This window comes from Paenibacillus rhizolycopersici, from assembly GCF_014947195.2.
GTDB lineage: Bacteria > Bacillota > Bacilli > Paenibacillales > Paenibacillaceae > Fontibacillus > Fontibacillus rhizolycopersici.
Map to the genome: position 1 here is coordinate 205,661 of NZ_JADCNN020000001.1, position 19,774 is coordinate 225,434.

The 19,774-nt window shown below is 55.1% G+C and carries 14 protein-coding genes; 9 read left to right on the forward strand and 5 right to left on the reverse strand.

Annotation, left to right across the window (positions count from 1 at the left end; genetic code table 11):
• Positions 1 to 23: 23 nt before the first annotated feature.
• The 4 genes from IM700_RS00915 to IM700_RS00930 all read left to right on the forward strand — a co-directional run bounded on the left by IM700_RS00915 (position 24) and on the right by IM700_RS00930 (position 5,728).
• On the forward strand, positions 24 to 1,589 hold the full coding sequence (locus IM700_RS00915) for a helix-turn-helix domain-containing protein (protein ID WP_193415648.1): 1,566 nt from the start codon (positions 24 to 26) through the stop codon (positions 1,587 to 1,589).
• Between the two features lie 232 nt (positions 1,590 to 1,821).
• The gene (gene xylF, locus IM700_RS00920) at positions 1,822 to 2,925 is read left to right on the forward strand and encodes a D-xylose ABC transporter substrate-binding protein (protein WP_193415647.1); all 1,104 of its coding nucleotides are present in this window, start codon (positions 1,822 to 1,824) and stop codon (positions 2,923 to 2,925) included.
• A gap of 95 nt (positions 2,926 to 3,020) precedes the next feature.
• Positions 3,021 to 4,532: a xylose ABC transporter ATP-binding protein gene (locus IM700_RS00925; protein WP_193415646.1), complete on the forward strand. Its 1,512-nt coding sequence runs from the start codon at positions 3,021 to 3,023 to the stop codon at positions 4,530 to 4,532.
• 2 nt (positions 4,533 to 4,534) lie between these two features.
• Entirely contained in the window at positions 4,535 to 5,728 is a 1,194-nt protein-coding gene (locus tag IM700_RS00930; protein ID WP_193415645.1) for a sugar ABC transporter permease, read from the forward strand.
• Positions 5,729 to 5,810: 82 nt separating this feature from the next.
• Here the strand turns inward: IM700_RS00930 and IM700_RS00935 are convergent, their stop codons facing one another.
• From IM700_RS00935 to IM700_RS00950, 4 genes are all read right to left on the reverse strand, one after another.
• Positions 5,811 to 7,067 (reverse strand): phosphodiester glycosidase family protein, encoded by a 1,257-nt coding sequence (locus IM700_RS00935; RefSeq protein WP_239483475.1) that lies wholly within the window; start codon positions 7,065 to 7,067, stop codon positions 5,811 to 5,813.
• 498 nt (positions 7,068 to 7,565) lie between these two features.
• On the reverse strand, positions 7,566 to 9,182 hold the full coding sequence (gene glgP / locus IM700_RS00940; protein WP_193415644.1) for an alpha-glucan family phosphorylase: 1,617 nt from the start codon (positions 9,180 to 9,182) through the stop codon (positions 7,566 to 7,568).
• A gap of 152 nt (positions 9,183 to 9,334) precedes the next feature.
• Positions 9,335 to 9,928 (reverse strand): SLOG family protein, encoded by a 594-nt coding sequence (locus tag IM700_RS00945; RefSeq protein ID WP_193415643.1) that lies wholly within the window; start codon positions 9,926 to 9,928, stop codon positions 9,335 to 9,337.
• A 535-nt stretch (positions 9,929 to 10,463) separates the two neighbouring features.
• Positions 10,464 to 10,967 carry a hypothetical protein gene (locus IM700_RS00950; RefSeq protein ID WP_193415642.1) on the reverse strand — a complete coding sequence of 168 codons (504 nt, stop codon included), beginning with the start codon at positions 10,965 to 10,967 and terminating at the stop codon, positions 10,464 to 10,466.
• Positions 10,968 to 11,269: 302 nt separating this feature from the next.
• On the opposite strand from IM700_RS00950, the gene IM700_RS00955 reads away from it, so the two are divergent.
• Both IM700_RS00955 and IM700_RS00960 read left to right on the forward strand, forming a co-directional pair.
• A complete protein-coding gene (locus IM700_RS00955) occupies positions 11,270 to 12,256 on the forward strand; it encodes a Gfo/Idh/MocA family protein (RefSeq protein ID WP_155608596.1) in 987 nt (328 codons plus the stop codon).
• 22 nt (positions 12,257 to 12,278) lie between these two features.
• Positions 12,279 to 13,448: a Rho termination factor N-terminal domain-containing protein gene (locus tag IM700_RS00960; protein WP_193415641.1), complete on the forward strand. Its 1,170-nt coding sequence runs from the start codon at positions 12,279 to 12,281 to the stop codon at positions 13,446 to 13,448.
• Between the two features lie 74 nt (positions 13,449 to 13,522).
• Here the strand turns inward: IM700_RS00960 and IM700_RS00965 are convergent, their stop codons facing one another.
• Entirely contained in the window at positions 13,523 to 15,829 is a 2,307-nt protein-coding gene (locus tag IM700_RS00965) for a helix-turn-helix domain-containing protein (RefSeq protein ID WP_193415640.1), read from the reverse strand.
• A 342-nt stretch (positions 15,830 to 16,171) separates the two neighbouring features.
• Here IM700_RS00965 and IM700_RS00970 point away from each other — a divergent pair, with 342 nt between their 5' ends.
• The 3 genes from IM700_RS00970 to IM700_RS00980 are packed head-to-tail and all read left to right on the forward strand — an operon-like array spanning position 16,172 to position 19,748.
• The gene (locus tag IM700_RS00970) at positions 16,172 to 17,134 is read left to right on the forward strand and encodes an ABC transporter permease (protein WP_155608593.1); all 963 of its coding nucleotides are present in this window, start codon (positions 16,172 to 16,174) and stop codon (positions 17,132 to 17,134) included.
• Between the two features lie 18 nt (positions 17,135 to 17,152).
• Entirely contained in the window at positions 17,153 to 18,058 is a 906-nt protein-coding gene (locus IM700_RS00975) for a carbohydrate ABC transporter permease (protein ID WP_193415639.1), read from the forward strand.
• A 43-nt stretch (positions 18,059 to 18,101) separates the two neighbouring features.
• Positions 18,102 to 19,748 (forward strand): extracellular solute-binding protein, encoded by a 1,647-nt coding sequence (locus IM700_RS00980; protein WP_193415638.1) that lies wholly within the window; start codon positions 18,102 to 18,104, stop codon positions 19,746 to 19,748.
• Positions 19,749 to 19,774: the final 26 nt, after the last annotated feature.

Below are 19,774 nucleotides of genomic sequence, written 5' to 3' on the forward strand. Positions count from 1 at the left end.
AACGGGGAACGGGGGAAACCAAGGTGTATACTTTGTTGATTGCGGACGACGAAGCTTTGGAGCGGGAAGGCCTGGAATTGATGATCGGTCATGCGATGCCGGATATGTTCCGTTTTCTTCATGCAGAGAACGGGCGACGGGCGATCCAGTTGGCGGAGGAAGGGCGGCCGGATTTTATCTTTATGGATATCAAAATGCCGGGGATCCAAGGCCTGGAGGCGGTGCGGGAAATTATGGCGCGGCAGCCGGGAGCGAAGGTTGTGATGATTACGGCGCATGATTATTTCGCCTATGCGAAGGAAGGGTTGGCACTTGGCGTACGGAATTATTTGCTGAAGCCGGCGCGGCGGGAAGAGGTGCTGGACGTGCTAAAGGGTCTGATCGCCGAAACCGAGGAGGCGAAGCGTGTCCGGGATGAGCAATTGGCGCTACAGGAGAAGTTGTCGCAGTTGCTGCCGCTGGCAGAGAACGAGCTATCATTGATGTTGATGCTGGAATATGCGCAGGAGGTCGAAGCCGACCAATTGGCGGGGATGCTGAACCTCCAGTGGCGCAAGGGGTACGCGATGGTGTTGTCGTTCGCGAAGCACACGCCGAAGGAATGGGCCAGCTTCCAAGTGGCCAAGAAGGAGATTTACGACGCCGTCAAGCAATGGGTGAAGCCGGGGTTGTCCTGTATTGTCAGCCCGGTAGTCGGGCACCAGATGGCGTTGTTTGTTCCGTTTCCGCCGGGACGACCGGGTTATACGCAGCGGGTCATCGCGCTGGAATGGGGCGAGCGGCTGCGCAGCCAGGTTGAGGAGCGGTTCGGGCTGCCGATTTCGGTTGGCATCGGTTCGATTCGTGAGGGCTGGGACGGGCTGAGCCGCTCCTACCGGGAAGCCGTGCGCGTCTGCGCGGACGAACAGGATATCGTCAGCGTCCGGCATTACGATGATATCGCCGAAAGCTCGGGCCGTCCGGCGATCCCTCTGGACGAGGAGAAGAAGCTGCTCGATGCGCTGCTGCGGCACGACAAGCCCGAAGTCACCGAACGCTTCGCCCAGCTGTTTGAACGCCTGGAGGCGGCCGAGCCGCGGCATTATCCGCGCCTGCGCGGCGACGTGATTGGTTTGCTCCTGTATTTGAGCCGCGGCGTTGAAGCGGGAGATGGCCCGGATTTAATCGAGGACTTAAGCGCCTGCGAAGATCCGGCATCGCTGCGCGCGAGCGCGTTGCGCCGGCTTGGCGGCTGGATCGACGGACTGCGGGAGCGGAAAGAACGCAGCCGCTCGCATGTGCTGCAGCGGGCCATCTTGTTCGTCAGCCAGCGATTCAAGGAAGAGATCTCGATGGAGCAAACGGCGGAATACGTCAATCTCAGTCCGTATTATTTCAGCAAATTGTTCAAGCTGCAAACGGGAGAGAATTTCAGTGATTACTTAACTCGCCTGCGGATCGAGGAGGCGAAGCGGTTGATTGCCGAGCGCTCCTTAAGCTTGAAGGAGATTTGTTACGAGGTGGGCTACAAGGACCCGAATTACTTCAGCCGGGTGTTCAAAAAATCCGTCGGCATCACCCCCAGCGAGTATCGCCAGCAAACCGAATAAGCCTGTCCGGTCTTTAAGTCCTTGTCCCAGACAAGGACTTTTTTGTTTTTTCTACACAAAAAAATCCAGTGAAAGCAGCGGGAATGAAAGCCTTTACATCCCGCAGCAAGGGAGTGCAGGCACAGCGCAAAGAAGTGCAGGCTTTGACCGGACCGTAGGGATGAGGGCGGTGCTAAGATAATTTTGTAAGCGCAATCAATAAACGATTATGTAAAGAAGGGGCGTAGGCATAGTGAAAAAACACAGTCATTTTGTACGGTTAAGCTTGGCGGCCATTTTATTGGCTTCCTCCCTGGCAGGCTGCGGGGTTGTATCGGACGGCAGCTCAAACAGCGGGAGCACGAAGGACAATACGGGCAGCGCGGCTGGAGGCAAGGACGACAAAATCGTCATCGGGATGTCGATGGATACCCTGAAGGAAGAGCGGTGGCAGAAGGACCGGGATCTATTCACCGCCAAAGTCGAAGAGCTCGGCGGCGAAGTGAAGGTGCTTGCGGCCAACGGTGACGATGCTACGCAGCTGAGCCAAGCGGAACAATTGATTTCGCAAGGCGTCGACGTGTTGGTGGTTATTGCGCACAATGCCGAAGCAACCGCGCCGATCGTGGAAAAAGCGCATAAAGAGGGCATCAAAGTGATCGCGTATGACCGACTGATTAAAAACTCGGATGTCGACTACTACATCTCCTTCGATAACGTCCGGGTCGGCGAGTTCCAAGCCCGCGCCGTCATGGAAGCGGCACCGAAGGGCAATATCGTTTACATCGGCGGCGCGGACACTGACAACAACGCGCACATGTTTAAAGAAGGCGCCATGAGCGTGCTGAAACCGCTGGAGGAGAAAGGCGACATCAAGATCGTTTATGACCAGTTCTCCAAAGACTGGAAGCCGGAAGAAGCGCTGAAGAACATGGAAAACGCGCTGACCGCCAACAACAATGACGTACAAGGCGTAGTCGCCGCGAACGACGGCACGGCCGGCGGGGTCATCCAGGCGTTGACTGCCCAAGGCATGGCCGGCAAGATCCCGGTATCCGGGCAGGATGCAGACTTGGCCGCCGTTCAACGGATCGCCGAAGGCACCCAGCTGATGACCGTGTACAAACCGATCAAATCGATCGCTACCACGGCTGCGGAAATGGCTGTCTCGGCTGCTAAAGGCGAGGAAGTCAAAGCCGACAAGACCGTTAATAACGGCAAGATCGACGTGCCTTCCGTGTTGCTCGATCCGATTCCGGTCGACAAGAACAGCCTGAACGTTGTGATCGAAGATGGGTTCCACAAGCTGGAAGACGTGTACAAAAACGTGCCGAAGGATCAATGGCCTAAGCAATAAATCAGGGCAGAAGCGGCGAAAACCAGGGAGCGTTCGGCGTTCCTTGGTTTCGCGCTTTCCGCCGATCCTTAGGCTAAAGAAGGAGAGCTAAGCCTATGCATGTATTGGAAATGGTGAATATCAGCAAAGAGTTTCCGGGCGTAAAAGCCCTCGACCGCGTGAACTTTAAGGTGCGCAAAGGGGAAATCCACGCGCTCTGCGGCGAGAACGGGGCGGGCAAGTCAACGCTGATGAAAGTGCTGAGCGGTCTGTATCCAGCCGGCACGTATAGCGGAGACATCGTCATCGGCGGCGAGAAGAAACAGTTCCACAACATTACCGATGCGGAAAAAGCCGGCATCGCCATCATTCACCAAGAACTGGCGCTCGTAAAGGAGATGACGGTGGGCGAGAACATTTTCCTCGGGGCGGAACCGACGAAACGCGGCGTGATCCAATGGGATGAGCTGTACCACAATGCAGCCCAGTGGCTGAAGCGGGTCGGACTCCAAATTTCCCCGGACACGAAAATCGGGAGTCTCGGCATCGGCCAGCAGCAGCTGGTGGAGATCGCCAAGGCGTTGTCCAAGCATACGCAGATCTTGATCCTGGATGAACCGACGGCCGCTTTGACGGAAAGCGAAGTGGCGATTCTCATGGGCATCCTGAACCAACTGCGCAGCGAAGGGGTGTCTTGCGTTTATATCTCGCACAAAATGCCGGAGGTGTTTGCTCTGGCCGACTCGATTACGGTGCTTCGCGATGGGCATACGGTGGCGACGCTGGAACGCAAGGACACCAATGACGACCAAGTCGTGTCGCTGATGGTAGGACGGGAGTTGACCGAACGATACCCGCGGGTGGAGCATCGCCCGTCGGATACCGTGCTGGAAGTTAAGAATTATAATGTGTGGCATCCGGAGAAGCGAAACCAGAAGGTGATCAAGGACGTCAATTTCCAGGTTCGGAAAGGCGAAATTCTTGGCATTGCCGGTTTGATGGGCGCTGGTCGGACCGAGCTCGTCAGCAGCCTGTTCGGCGCTTACGGCGGACGGGCGACGGGGGAGGTCTTCGTTGACGGCAAACCGGTGCGTATCCGCTCCGTCGCCGACGCCATCCGCGCCGGGCTTGCCCTCGTCAGCGAGGATCGCAAACGCCAAGGGCTAGTTATGGGAATGGATGTCAAGACGAATACGACGATGGCCACCATGGCCAAAGTTTCGAAGCTAGGCGTGATTAACGACAACGAGGAAATTCGCTGGGGCCTCAAGTATGTGCAAGATTTGAAGACGAAAACCGCATCTCTGGAAACCCCTGTCGGCACGTTGTCCGGCGGGAACCAGCAGAAGGTCGTCGTCGGAAAATGGCTGATGTCCGACCCGAAAATCCTTATCATGGACGAACCGACCCGCGGCATTGATGTCGGGGCGAAATACGAGATTTATCATCTGATGAATCAACTGGTCGATCAGGGCGTGGCCATCATCATGATCTCCTCGGAGCTTCCGGAGGTGCTCGGCATGAGCGACCGGATTCTGGTGATGAGCGAAGGCAAATTCGTCCGGGAATTCGACTGGCGCGAGGCGACCCAAGAAAATATCATGCAAGCCGCTACGGGAGGGAAATAAACATGGAGCTTCAAAAGGAAATCGGAAAACAAACGGACGGCTCGGCCGTAAAAACGACGCTTTGGGGCAGCCTGTTCGGCAAAATGGACGTGCGGGCCTATACGATGGTGGGAGCACTGGTGCTGATCTGGGTACTGTTCGGCCTGCTCGACCCGACATTTTTGACGGCGCGGAACCTGTCTAACCTCTTTACGCAAATGTCCGTGACCTCGATTCTGGCGATCGGCATGGTGCTGGTCATCGTCGCAGGACACATCGACCTGTCGGTCGGTTCGATCGTGGGATTGACCGGAGGGATTGCCGCGATTTTCAGCAATTGGCTGGAGCTGCCGGCGATTGTCGTCATTATCGGAACACTGGCGGCCGGTGCCGTACTCGGTTTGCTGCAGGGCTGGCTGGTTGCTTATAAAATGATTCCCGCCTTTATCGTGACGCTGGGGGGCATGCTGGTATTCCGTGGCACGCTCATGGGCGTGACCGAATCGATGACGATTCCGGTCTCGGACAAGGTGCTTGCGCTGCTTGGGAATGCGTATTTTGCCCAAGGCTTCGGCATTACCCTCGGCGTGTTAGCCATCGGCCTGATTGTTTGGAGCACGCTCCGCAAACGCCGTTCCCGGCAGAAATACGGCTTCGAAGTGGCGCCGTTCGCCGTGGACGTGATCAAGATGGCCGCGCTCTCTCTGCTGGTCGTCGCCTTCGTGCTCGTCATGAATGCCTATAAGGGGATTCCTTTCCCGATCATCTTCGTCATCACGTTGGCCGCCATTTTCTTCTTCCTGTCCACGAAAACGACCTTCGGCCGGCACATTTACGCAATCGGCGGCAACCTGGAAGCGGCCCGTCTGTCCGGCATCAACATCCGCCGCAAAACGATGAGCGTCTTCCTGCTCAGCGGCTTGCTCGCCTCGATCGCTTCGATCGTCCTGACGTCGCGTCTCGCCTCGGCGACAATTACCGCCGGGAACATGGCGGAAATGGACGCCATCGCGGCCTGCGTCATCGGCGGAACGTCGCTGATGGGCGGCGCGGGTACGGTGCTTGGCGCCTTGATCGGCGCGCTCGTTATGACTTCGCTCGATAACGGGATGTCGCTGATGGGGCTGGAGTCGTTCTGGCAATATGTGGTTAAAGGTTCGATCCTCGTCTTTGCTGTTTGGCTGGACATTTCGAATCGGCGCAAAGGGTTGAGATAAGAAGTTTGTATGAAAACAAACGGCACTTCTTTGGAGCTAGGCCCCTGTTGAGGGGAACTCCTTGGAAGTGCCGTTTTGCTTTTTATTGATAGGTGACGATCAGCGCGTTGCTGATTTTGCGGCCCGGCGGGGTCAGGTATTTGCCGTTGTAATAAAGACCGCTAGAGGCGCCGCCATCGAGGTTCATCGCCTGGTACGCGCCGGCCTGCTTCATGATCTCCGCGAGCTGCGGAATCGTAGCGCCGCCGGAAGTCAGCAGGATCAGCTTATGGTCACGCGTGAGACCTAAGGCGCTGCGGGCACCGCCTCCGGTAAGGATTTTCGGATCCTTGAAGCCTTCCGCCTTGACGTCAATCGCGACCTTTCCATTGACCACGAGGCGCGGCCCGGCTTGGAGCGCTCCCTCCATCGTGCCTGCGCCAAAGGCATCGTTGAAGTCCGCGCCGGGAATCAACCGCGCCAAGAGATTCGAGTCATAGGTGAAAATGGTGCGCTTGTCGCCGGAGGCTTTCATTTTTAGCTCGCCGCCGCTGACGATGTAGCCGTAAGGGGCTTTGTGCGCGTCATTCGTGTAAGCGTTGAAGAATGTGCCGTTGACGGCGACGACGGCCTTATGGCGTTTGGCGAGGCTGCTTAGCTCCTCGACCTTGCCGACGGTGTCCCCGGCGAGCGCGACCTTCAGGCGGACCTTCGGATCCATCAGCGAGATGGTGACCATCTGCACGGAGAAGGAGCGTCCGCCGACCTTAAACGTCTTGCGCTCGCTGACGATCGCTTTCCCGGCGCCGGCGGTGCTGGCCGTGCCGCGGTTTGCGTACGGCAGGGTCAAGCGGGCATCGCCTTGGCCGAGGCTGACCGCGCCGGCGGTTTTGTCCCATTCCGCCGGGAGTTGGAACGTGGCGCTGACGAACTGCAGCGGCACGTTGGTCGCGCCGGCTTCGGTGAACGGCGCATCGGTCAAGGTGATCGGCTCGCCGTTCACCTCGGCTTTGGCGGAGCCGACTCGTAAGATCGCGGTGGTGGCTTCGCCCTGCGCGAGCGTCAATTGCTGCCGGGACGCATCCCACTGGATCTGGATGCCATCCAGTCCGTTTAAGGCCCGGCTGGGCACGAAGGCATGTCCGCTGGCGGCATCCAGCAGGACGACGTTCTTGGCGGGCGCTGCCGTGGCTGCGGCGGACGCCGGGGCGGGGGCTAGGCTGCTGCCGGCGGGGATCAGGCAGACCAGGGCAAGCCCTAGAGCGAGCAGGCGTTTCGCGAGGCTGCGCAGAGAAGTTCCAGTTTCAGTTTCGGTTTCGGTTTCGGTTTTAGTTCTAGTACTTCTAGTTCGGTTCATCAAGATGGTTTTCTCCTTCTATGTAGGGTTGTGAGGTTTGTTTCTTTATGTAATATCGGAAATGTATTCGATTTTTCATATACAAAGTGGAGCTGGCGGCAAAAAATCCGCATTCTATACGATTTTTCATATAGATTCCGGGTAGAACTCTTGCTGGTGTGCAAATCTATATGAAATTTCATATAGATTCCCTTGAAACCGTCGGAAACGCTGAAATGTATTCGATTTTTCGAATACATTTGGTGCGAAGGGGTGGGGGGAGGGGGGCTGCATTACGCCATAGATCAATGGTGCGAGGGGAGGGGGGCTGCATTACGCCATAGATCAATGGTGCGAGGGGAGGGGGGCAGCATTACGTCATAGATCATTGGTGCGAAGGGGTGGGGGAGTGGGGCTGCATTACGCCATAGATCAATGGTACGTGAGAAGTGCAGCCGCATCCGCAAAAAAACTACGGTGCAAGGGCAAGCCCCTCGCACCGCAGATCATCCGCCGTCGCGCTTACCGCATATACAGCCTGCGGTAATACTCCTCCAGCATCCGCTGCGTCGAGAACGCCTCGCGGGTCGTTTCGATGCTGCGCCGCATCATCTGCACCCAGCGGGGGCGATCCTCGTAGTAGGTCGGCACGACCCGCTTCAGCAGCGTGTCGTAGAGCGCTTCGCCGTCGTGCCGGTCGAGCTCGCCCGGATCGGCCGACTCGAAGCCGCCGCCGATTTGCCAGCCGTTCTCGCCGTCTAGGCAGGCCTCCGGCCACCAGCCGTCGAGGACCGAGCAGTTCAGCACGCCGTTGACGGCGGCTTTCATCCCCGAGGTGCCGCTCGCCTCCAGCGGCCGGCGCGGATTGTTCAACCAAACGTCCGCACCGCGGGTCAGCTTGGCTCCAATCGTCATGTCGTAGTTCTCCAGAAACACGACGCTGCCGGGGTACTGCTTCATCATCGACACCAGGTTGCTGACGATCTGTTTGCCGGTATCGTCGTTCGGATGGGCTTTGCCCGAGAACACGAGTTGAATCCGGCCGGATTCGAGGTAGGGGCCGATCAGGTCCGGCCGGGAGAAGATCAGATCACTCCGTTTATACGGCGCGGCACGGCGCGAGAACCCGATCAGCAGCCGGTCCGGATCCAGCGCGGCTCCCGAGCGCTCGCGGACCAAATCGATCAGCTCGCGCTTGAGTTCCATATGCGCGGCCCATACATCGCCGCCTTCATCATAAGCGCGGAGCATCCGCGCATCGGCCCAGGTCGGCAGGTGGATCGCGTTCGTGATCCCGATGATCTCCGCCCGTCCGGCCACGTTCTTCCACATGCGGCCTGCGGTCTCCGCATGCAGGGCGGCAACGGCGTTCGCGCGGCGCGCAAGCCGCAGACCGGCGACGGTCATGTTAAACGGGTTGCCGCCGATCCGCTCCATTTGGTCGCGGGTCAACCCGTTAAAGGCGGACATCGCCGCAAGCAGATCCAGCGCATGGGCTTCGTTGCCTTCCTTGACCGGCGTATGGGTCGTAAAGACGACCGTTTCGCGGGTGTCCCGCCAGGCCGATTCGAAGGTGAGTCCGGCCTGCATTTTCTCGCGGATCAGCTCCGTGGCGGCCAAGGCGGCGTGCCCTTCGTTGAAATGATAAACCTCCACCGGGATGCTCAGTGCGCGAAGCGCCTTAACCCCCCCGATTCCCAGCACAATTTCCTGGGCAATGCGCTCCTCGCCAAAGCCGCCGCCGTACAAGCGTGCGGTGATCCAATCATAGTCTCTCTCCGGAAGGTCTGTGTCCAGCAGATAGAGCGGATTGTTTCCGAACTTTTCCGTTTTCCATACTTTGCAGGGAACCTCGGCGTTTTTTATCGTCACCGTGACCGTCACGCCGGTATCCTCGAGAAAATCATAATCGTGATCGATAAACGTATCGTAAGGCCGTCCATCCTCGCCGATTCGCTGGTCGGTATAACCTTGCTTCCACTTGATGCCGATACCGACGAGCGGTGCGCCAATGTCTTTGGCCCCTTTGATGAAATCGCCGGCCAGAATGCCAAGTCCTCCGGCATACATTTTAAAATCGGAATGAAGACCGTACTCCATGCTGAAATAAGCAACGGTAGGGAGCTGCCTTTCGCTCATGGGAATACCTCCTTTGCTATGCAAACCTCTTGCTGTGCTGAAAGCGATTTTCTGCTAACAGTGTAGTCTGGAGGCGGGCGGAAGGTGACAAAAGGGGGGATTTCATGCGGAAGATTGGGAGAATGGGGAAGGGAATATAGACCACGAGAAGGTTAAGACAGATCCGATTCATCCGGGCGGATGTCGCTGTCGAGGTAAGCCCGCTCCTGCTCCTCGTTAGCGATTGCCTGGATTTCTTCAGAGCCGATATTGATGTAAAGGTAGCCGTCCTGGGCCTGCTTCTTCAAAGCACGTTCTTTGAAAAATTTCGGGCTGGCCTCGCCCGCGTCCTCGTCATAGACGAGCAGGATCCCGTCGGTCTTGCGGAACAGCAGCTCGTCCCTGCCAGTGAATTGCCAAGGTCCGATGTAAGCCTCTTTACTGGCCGCCGCATAGTGGTCGACCTGACGGAGAATTTGCGTATAGTAGTCCTTTTTCTCGTCGCTCCATTTCTCCTCTTGTTGGCTATAGGCGGTGATGATCGAGCATTTCAACTGCGGATACCGCTTCTTTAAATCAAACACCGCTTCGCATGCCCATAGATCCACGCCGTATTGGCCGGGAGTGATGACCCACTCCAGCCCCTCTTCCAGCAAGGGGACAAGGCGATTAGCAATGGCTTGGCGAATATAAGGGATGCCGGGGTGCTTCTGGTTGTAAATGCCGAGTTCATGGGCGCGATAACCGGTGATGAGCAGATTTTTCAAGTGGAAAACTCCTTAAGTTCAGTGGATGAAGCCGGCCGATCATGGCCATGTCCTCTATTATACCTTGCCTTTCCTCTCCGGCAAAAATAAAAACACCGCTTCGCGCGGGAGAGGAGCTCCATCGGCTAGGCGGTAGATATGACTTAGAACAAAGGTATGGTTATCGGCATGTCGCGGGAACGGACGTGAGCGCCCGAAGCCCATGGCAGCGGTTACAACAATGTGCGGCTTATTGACCGTGAATCGAGAGAAGAGTAAATACCGTGTAGAACACCGCATAAAACGTGCCTAGCCCAACAATCCACAGAAAAGCGTTGCCTTTCAATTTCTCCGGTTGCCACATGAGGATTCGCTCCTTTACTTTTCACTGGCCAAACAAATTGTGAACAATTTGTGTCTGACTTAATTATTGAACATTTTGTGTCAAAAATCAAACAATTTATTGAACATTTTATATAATTTTTTGGCAGAATAAAAAAACCATGCCCAATAAGGCATGGTCGTTTTGGTTATTCATTGGTACACGGGGAAGGGGTTACCCTTTTAGTGGGGAAAAACCTTCCTCCGCCAAATATTCGCCGGCCTCCTCGCGGGTATCGAAGGCCATCTCCAGGCTCAGGCCGGAGTAAATATACCACAAGTCGTCTTCGTATTTGAGCGTCAGCTTTTCGCCTTTGCTATTCGTCCAGACGCCGCCGGGCGACGTGCTTCGGTTGGGGGCCTCCGTTGCCTCAGGGCGAGAAACGGGGGTTTCGCCCTCCCGGACGGACATTGCGTTAATCGTCTCCCGGACCAGTTGGCGCAGCTCCGGCTCCGCCATTTCCCGGATGTTGACGAACCCCTTATCATCCGTCTCATAACCGTCTAGCAATCCGGCGTAAACATACCCGTTCCCGTTCGGATGTAAGTGGTAAACGACGGTTTTCTTGTCATAAGCGCTGCCTTCATAGTGAAAATTGACCCGGCCCAGAGAAACGTTTCTTTGCTCCAGCTCGGGGAATGATTTGAAGACTTCCAATTTCTGCTCAAACGTCAGCATGTTGCCCAACCTCTCAAACTCGCAAATTTGCGGGATTCGATGGTTAAGGCTCGTCCCGCGCTTATCGATTATATCATATCGGCGGGCAAGACCAGAGCGCGCATGTGGCCGTTAATTCGGGATTGACTCCAAATGTTGCACTTTGTGCGATAAATTTGCGGGGTTCCGACCGTTTAGCTCGAAAATGTTGCACAGACTGCAGCATTTTTGGGGGGCCCTGCTCCAATACGTTCCGTTTCCTCATCCACCGCAAAAAGGTATAATTAGCCTAAGTAAGGATCGCGTCGAAGGAGGAAGGATCAATGGGAGAGGCGACAATCAAGTGGGGAATCATGGCGGCCGGCGGGATTGCCGAGTCGTTTGCGGGGGACCTGGCATCCGCCAGTAACGGCGAAGCGTATGCCATCGGGTCGAGAAACTTGGAGAAAGCCGAGGCGTTTGCCAAGAAGTTCGGGATTCCCAAGGCGTATGGAAGCTATGAGGAGCTGGTGGCTGACCCGGAGGTGGACGCCGTTTATGTGGCCACGCCGCATCCTTACCACAAGGACAACGTCATGACCGCGCTGCGGGCGGGGAAAGCGGTCCTTTGCGAGAAGCCGTTTACGGTCAATTCCGCGGAGCTTGAAGAGCTGGTTGCTTATGCGCGCGAACGCAAGCTGTTCCTGATGGAAGCGATGTGGACGCGGTTCCTGCCGGTCATTCACCGTGTGCGGGAATGGCTGGCGGCCGGACGGATTGGCGAAGTTCGACTGGTGAAAGCCGATTTCGGCTTCGATGCGGGGTGGAATCCGTCCGGGCGACTGCTCAATCCGGAACTTGGCGGCGGGGCATTGCTGGATGCCGGCATCTACCCGATTTCGTTCGCGTCCATGGTGCTGGGTCCGTATCCGCAAAGCGTTCAAAGCACGGCACACCTCGGGGAAACGGGGGTTGACGAACACTTCTCCGTGTTGTTGACTTACGGGAACGGGGCAACCGCCTCCTTGAATGGTGCCGTACGACTGGCGATCGGCAACGACGCGTATATCCATGGGACGAACGGTAAGATTTACGTGCCTGGGTTCCTTAACGCGACCACAGCTACGTTGTACGTCGACGGGGAAGAGCCCGAGACGGTCAGCGATGACCGGACCTTTAAGGGTTATGCTTATGAAGCCGAGGCTGTTGGCCGGGCCCTGCAAGCCGGTTTGACCGAAAGCAGCGACATCCCGCTGGATGAATCGCTGGCCATCCTGCGCCTGATGGATCAAATTCGCGGGCAGTGGGGTCTGAAATATCCGTTCGAATGAAATCAAGAAGGAGTAGTTTCAAATGATCGATGATACCCATCAATTGCTGGAAGAAAATAATATTAAGCACGCCATCATTGGCGAGCGGATGCAGCGTTTGGCAGATATCCTTCCAAGCCTCACCAAAACCAGGCTGGCTGCGTTAGCCTCGGTCTACAACATCTCCGGACGTTCCAAGATGAAGAAGGAGGAGCTCATTGCCGCCGTGCAGGCAGGCATGGAGGACTCCGAGACGCTCCAAGCGGCCTTCCTCAATAGCCGGCCCAAGGAATGGGAGCTGTTCGGTTCGTTGCTGGACGGTTCCTATCAACCCAGCAACGCGACTCCCTTCGGGTACTACTATTATTTCCTGGATCGCGGCTTGCTGTTTACCTTCTTTGAGAATAATCAGTTGCATTTGGTGATCCCAGACGAAGTAAAGTCCGCCATCCGGAAGCTGGACCAGCCGTCATTCCGCAAAGCGTTGCAAAGGAGCCATCAACTCTATAACTACCTGATGTCTGCGATCAATTTGTACGGAATCATCGCGCCGGCCAAACTGGTAGAAATCATCAATGCCCAGAACGGCGGCGAATCCATCTCGGAAGAGGAATTGCTGCAACAGCTTGAAAGTTTTCTTCAGCGGACGGATCAGTATTTCGAGCTGCGGAAGGGATATATCGCATCGTTGGACATGGAAGACAAAGAGTTTGAGGACCTCGTAGACAAGGTGCAAGGGAAACCTAATTTCGTACCGGACCAGCAAGAGCTGTTCAAATATGCGGATCACGATTATTTTGAGATCACCCCGCAGCTCACGGCGCTGCGGGAATTCGTTACCAAGGAATTCCGCCTGGATCCGGAAAGCGCGGAGTATTTGGTCGATGACATTCAGCTCAGTTGCTCGATGGAAGCCTCGCTGCAGGATCTTCTCTACGAGTTTGAGAGACGGGATCTGGATTTTACGTCCCAACAACAGGCACAGCAAACCGTCGCTCTTATCACCGACGTATACGACCATACCCGGATGTGGTCTAACGCCGGACATACGCTGGACGAGCTGCGCCAGATGCAGGAGATGTCCGGCAATCAACCGGCGACGCCCTCCATACGAGGACATATCGTTCAGCAGGTCCGATCCAACAAAATCGGCCGCAACGAACCTTGCCCATGCGGAAGCGGTTTGAAATACAAAAAATGCTGCGGTAAGTAAACTTAGTGATATCAACAAAAAGGCCGTCTAAGCGCTACAAAGCTTAGACGGCCTTTTTTGGCATTCAGTAACGACTACCCGACATCAGCCGAATCTGACATTGGCGGATCGCTTGATTCCGCTTGGGAAAAGAGCTTGCGGTATTGGCCCGGGGTCAGGCCGGTTTCCTTCTTGAACTTGCGAATGAAGTTCGGGGTGTCGAGATAACCAACTCGCTGGATGATGTCCTTGAGCGGATCGTTGGTGGAGGTCAGGTCGTTCATCACCGCCATCATTCTCTTCTGCCAGATGTACTGAACGAAGTTGATGCCCATCTGATCCTTGAAAGAGCGGCTGAAATAGGATACCGAAATCGAATATTTGCAAGAGATCGCCTCCAGGCTTAGAGCATGATCCATGAAGTTGCTGTCGATATAAGCGACGATCCGATCCATCAGGGAATGCTCTTCCTTACGTTCGTTCTGCAGGGCAAGCTCACAGATGCGAGAAGCGAGGCGGAGGAAGTGGCGCTCCAGCTCCTGCAAAGAATTAAACGCATCGGATCCGGGAATATCGGGCGTCCAATCGCGAATGCCCATCTCCATCCCCGTGCGCAGGATGGCGTTCAAGATGTCAAAGCTGATGCAGCGCTTCATCTCGACGGTCAGGTCCGGACCCTGTAACACATTCATTGCCTCGGCGATCGTTTGGGCCGCGACCTCATAACTGCCTTGTTTTAAGCTTTGGGATAACTTCAGCAACTCGTTTTTCGGCACCCATGACGTTTCTCCCGGTGTATGAGACAGCTTCTCGAAGAACGTGATGCTGCCGTGTCCGGCAAACATCCGAGACTCGAAGGCGGAGCAGGCCTCGATGAACGATTGGTTTAACTGGTCGGGATCGTTGTAATAAGTACCCACACCGATCATAGGGTCGATGCGGAACCGCTCCAACAAGTTGTCGTGGATGCGATGCACGATCCGGCGGAACTGATCGGGCCCGGACCAGGATCCGACCTTATCGAAGCCGACGATTAACGCGATCTGCCCCGGCTTGGGTAGCTCGACGCTGTACAGGCGCGCTCCGTATTCGGGAACCTCCGCCGCCGTAAGGCGGCCAATCATTGCCTGCCAATCATGACTGTCCAACCGACTCTTCGATTCCTCATCCCGGCCGATGACCATGGCGAAATATTGAGCTTTGGTCAGGTCGATTTCCAGCGAATGCAAAAGCTGCGGTACCAGGCTGCGAGCATTTCCGTATTTCAGCAGCATCAATAGAAAATGATTGCGCGCGTACGGCTCCTGCAAATCGGCACGCGAGCTGTATTCCTGCAGCGCCGTGCGGATGCGGTCCAATTCGTTGCCGGATTTGCGAGGTTCCGCGGCTGGCCGGCCAGACTTCGACTTGGAATCGGCGAACTCGAGGAGATCGTGGATGGGATGGAACTGTCGCCGGGCCAAGATCAAGGCGGCCGCGGTTCCGACGACCACCAGCACGGTCAAGAGCAAGATCATCAAGCTTCGAAGGTGTAGCACGCTGCCCAGAAACTGTGCGCTTGGCATCAAGGTAACGTATTCCCAGCCGTTCATGTCCGACTTGACCGAGACGACCGAATGCGATACCCCGCCTAAATCGATGCTGTGGATTCCTGTTGAAAGCGTAAACAATTTTTCTAGGTCCGTTCCCTGAAGCGGTTGTTCTTGGTTGTTTTTGGAGGCCATTACGCGACCGTTGTTATCGAAAATATAGGATGACCCTTCGTAGTTACCGAGAATGGTATCAATCAGCCCGGTCAATTCTGATTTCCGAATCAAGTACATTAATGTTCCATGCGGATTCGGATTGTTCGGGGTGATGGGCACGAGGTAGGCCAGGACCGATTGCCGCATGTTTCCATTTTGATTGAGCATCTCGGTAGGTTGGATGACGGGATACTTGACGGAGTTTAGATCCTGGACCAGCTTCGGACCCTCCCAGTCCAGAAAATGATAATGCTCGTGAAACACGTCCAAGCTGGTCATTCCTGCGGTGGAATAAATCTTCTCATCCCCATGGAAGTACAGGAACATCTCCCCGATGATCGGGCTGGTCGCTTTGTAATTTTTGAGTGCATTGATCGCTTCCAGGCTGTAATACGGGTCGTGTACGCGGTAGCGGGCCAGCTGAACGTCGTAAGCAACCCGCGAGGCAATATCGCTTAGTTGTTTGACATGGGTGTCGACGATCGTTCGGGCCTGGGACAACTGATTTAAATGAGATTGTTCGATTTCGGAGCGGAGATTGCGGACCGCGCTGTTATAGATGAAGACCGATAACAATGCAAGTGGAACCAGCAGCATGAACAAGTAAGACCAGGTGTATTTTTGAAAAAGTTTAGACTTGAAATAATTCAGCTTCACTTTGCGTCTGCCCCCTGTCCGCTCTATTTTTTTATCTAAAATGTAAAGGAGATTCCCGGATAACGCAAGGGAAGAAAGTAGCGGTTCATCGGGAAAGAGCATGTTATTTTTGCTTATCGGGGCTCGTCTGCCGCCCGTTGTTGCCGTAGTTCGGGGTATTGTCAGTAAAAAAATACACATCGCCGCCGCTGCCTCGGGACAAGGACATGTCAACTTTAATGACACAAAAATCGTCCGATTTGTTAAATTTGCCTCTCCGCTTTGTTAACGTAAAGCAAAATGACATATTTACGAGGGTGGGGGAGCTCCGGTACACTTCAGAAAAAAAGGAGGAGTTGTTTGATGCAGAAAAGCGCGCCAACCGTTCTTGACACCAGGCCGATTACCCCGTTCGCTACGAAAAGGAAACTCAGGACAAAAATCCTCCGGAATTGGCAGTTGTACATTTTTATCGCTCCGGCTTTATTAAGCGTTCTGATCTTTAGTTACGTTCCGATGTACGGGATCCAAATCGCATTCAAAAACTTCATACCTGTAAACGGGGTTCTTGGAAGTCCGTGGGTAGGCTTCGACCACTTCGTCCGATTCTTTAATTCCTATTATTTCTGGGATCTGCTGTGGAACACGCTGGGCATCAGTCTTTACGGGCTGGTCGTAGGGTTCCCGCTCCCGATTATCCTGGCCTTGGCTTTTAATGAGGTGAAAGACGGCTTCTTTAAACGGACGGTACAGACCGTGACCTATGCGCCGCATTTTATATCGATGGTTGTCATGGCCGGGATGATCATTACGTTCCTGACGCCTTCAACGGGCATGATCGTCAATGTGATCGAAGCGTTTGGTTTCACGCCGCCCGATTTTCTGACTGACCCGCGCTGGTTTAAAACGGTATATGTATTCTCCGACGTGTGGCAGGGGACCGGCTGGGGGACGATCATTTACTTGGCGGCCTTGACCGGGGTTGATCCGGGATTGCACGAAGCGGCTATCCTCGATGGGGCTTCGCGCATGCAGCGGATCCGTTACATTAATATTCCGGCGATTCTGCCAACGATCACGATCCTGATGATTCTAAATATGGGCAGCCTGCTCGGCGTGGGATTTGAGAAAATCCTGCTGCTGCAAAACCCGCTGAACATGGAATCCTCCGACGTCATCTCAACATTCGTATACCGATCAGGCTTGTTGGATGCGCAGTACAGCTTCTCCACGGCGGTTGGCTTATTCAATTCCGTCGTGAACGCGATTCTGCTCATTACCGTCAACCAGATCGTCCGTCGCACCAGCGAAAACAGCCTATGGTAGAAGAAAGGAGTGGGGAACGTGGTATCGGCAATTAAAGAAACGCGGCGGGATCGGCTATTTCTGGCTTGCAACTATGTGTTTCTGTTGCTAGCGCTGGTCGTCGTCGCTTACCCGATTCTGTATATCATCAGCGCCTCGATTAGCACCCCGAAATACGTCGCTTCCGGAGAGATGTGGTTATGGCCGATGGGCCTCACCTTTGAAGGGTATCAGCGGGTGTTCCGAGATCCGCAAATCTGGACCGGCTACGGGAACACGATCCTATATACGGTGCTGGGTACGATGGTCAATCTGGCGGTGACAATCCCGGCCGCTTACGCGCTTAGCCGCAAAGACTTTGTTGGACGGAACTTGTTCATGGGGATCTTCATGGTCACGATGTTCTTCAGCGGCGGGCTGGTGCCAACATATTTGCTGATCAAGGATCTGGGCTTGGTGAACAGCATGTGGGCCCTGATTTTGCCGGGGGCTACCTCCGTCTGGAATCTCATCGTTTGCCGGACGTATTTCCAATCGACGATTCCGAAGGAGCTGCAGGAGGCAGCGGAAATCGATGGCTGCAGCAATTTTCGGCTGTTTTTCCGCATCATCCTGCCGCTGTCGACTTCGATTATCGCGGTCATGGCCTTGTTCTTTGGAGTCGGGCACTGGAACAGCTACTTCTCCGCGATGATTTACCTGAACGACCATGCGAAATACCCGCTGCAGCTCGTACTCCGGCAAATTCTCGTCCTGCAGGAGATGTCGTCGCAAACCGGCTCCATCGATGCCGCTACGGCGACGGCGCTGAATAACCGGGCGGAAGTGGCCGCGCTGGTCAAATACGCGGTCATTATCGTGGCCACGCTGCCGGTCATTGTGGTGTATCCTTTCCTGCAACGCTATTTTGTGCAAGGTGTCATGATCGGTTCCGTTAAGGGATGATCTTGCCATACATCATTAACCTATTCAAAAGGAGGATTCATTCATGCAGAAGCTGAAAAGACGCGGAGCGTTAGCCTTGAGCTTGCTCCTGCTGGCCTCGTTGCTGGCGGCCTGCGGTTCATCCGGCAATACAGCGGGCGGCAACACGGCAGGCAATTCGGGAGGCGAGGCGAACTCGGGCACGAACGCTTCCAATTCCGAGAATACCGGAGGCGTAAAGAAAGATGGCTTTCCGATTGTCGATGAGCCGCTTACGTTGACGATGTTCGCTCCCGACGCGGGAATGGCGGACTGGAACACGATGCCCGTCATTCAAGAGATGGAGAAGCTGTCGGGGATCAAAGTAGAGTTTCAAACCTCGCCGATCGATAGCTTTAGTACGAAGAAAAACCTGGTCTTCGCCAGCGGCGACCTGCCGGACATGCTGTACGCAGCAGACATTACTCCAGCGGAGCAAGTCACCTACGGCAGCCAAGGGATTCTGATTCCTCTGGAGGATCTGATCGACAACTACGCGCCTAACTTGAAGAAGATCCTCGATGAGAATCCGGATGTACGCAAGAATATCACGACTACGGACGGACATATTTATGCCCTGCCGTTCATCGATACCGCGGCGGTATGGTACCGCGGCCCGATGTGGTATAACGGTAAGTTTCTGAAGGCGTTGAACGCGGAGGAGCCGAAGACGACGGAAGAGTTGTACACGTACTTGAAGCGCGTTAAGGAAGAAGACCCGAATGGCAACGGCAAAGCCGACGAAATTCCGCTTTCGTCCGTCAAGTTGGACGATCTGCGAATGTTCTTCCTCGGGTTCTGGGGAATGTATGACACGGTCATCTACGCCGACAAGGACGGCAAAGTCCACTATTCGCCGCAAGAGGAAGGATATAAGGGTTATCTGACCTTTATGAACCGTTTGTGGAAGGATGAGTTGTTGGATCACGAGACGTTCTCGCAAACCGATGACCAGAAGAAAGCGAAGGGTAAAAATAATCAAGTTGCCTTGTTCAGCGATTATCATCCCTATTTCACGCTTGGCGGTGAGCCGAACGCCGATCATCCGCTGATGACGCCGGTTGCCAGCGAAATCGCCGGTACGCCGGTGTACGGCAAGCACCCGGGGATGTCCGCTAATGGGACGTTTGCGATTACGAAGAGCAACCCGAGTCCGGAAGCCACGATGCGCTGGATCGACTATCAATACAGCTATGAAGGGGCCACCTTGTGGACCCAAGGTCCGGAAGGACTGCTGTGGCAGTACAAGGATAAAGAAAACAAGGTCAAGGAATGGCTGCCGGTACCTGGCGGCAAGGAACGTGAGGATTATCGCGGAACCATTACGCCAAATTACGGTATTTTGACGCCGGGCGTCAATCTGAAAGAATTGACGAACGGGTTGAAGAGCGAATTCGACGAATGGATTGATCAGCAAACGCAAACCAAGTTAGCTCCGATTGGCAAGCCGCCGTTCCCGAACGCTTTCTTGACGACCGATGAACAATCCGAGGTTTCCGCCCTGCTGTCCGACCTGAAGACGTATGTGACGCAAATGGAGGCGAAGTTCGTGACCGGCCAAGAGCCGCTCGAGAACTGGGATAAATACGTCAGCCAACTGAAGAAAATGGGCAGCGATCGCGTCGCCGAAGTATATCAAGCCGCCTATGACCGTTGGAATCAAGGAAGCTAAGAAACCTAAGGAAGATAAACCTTGAA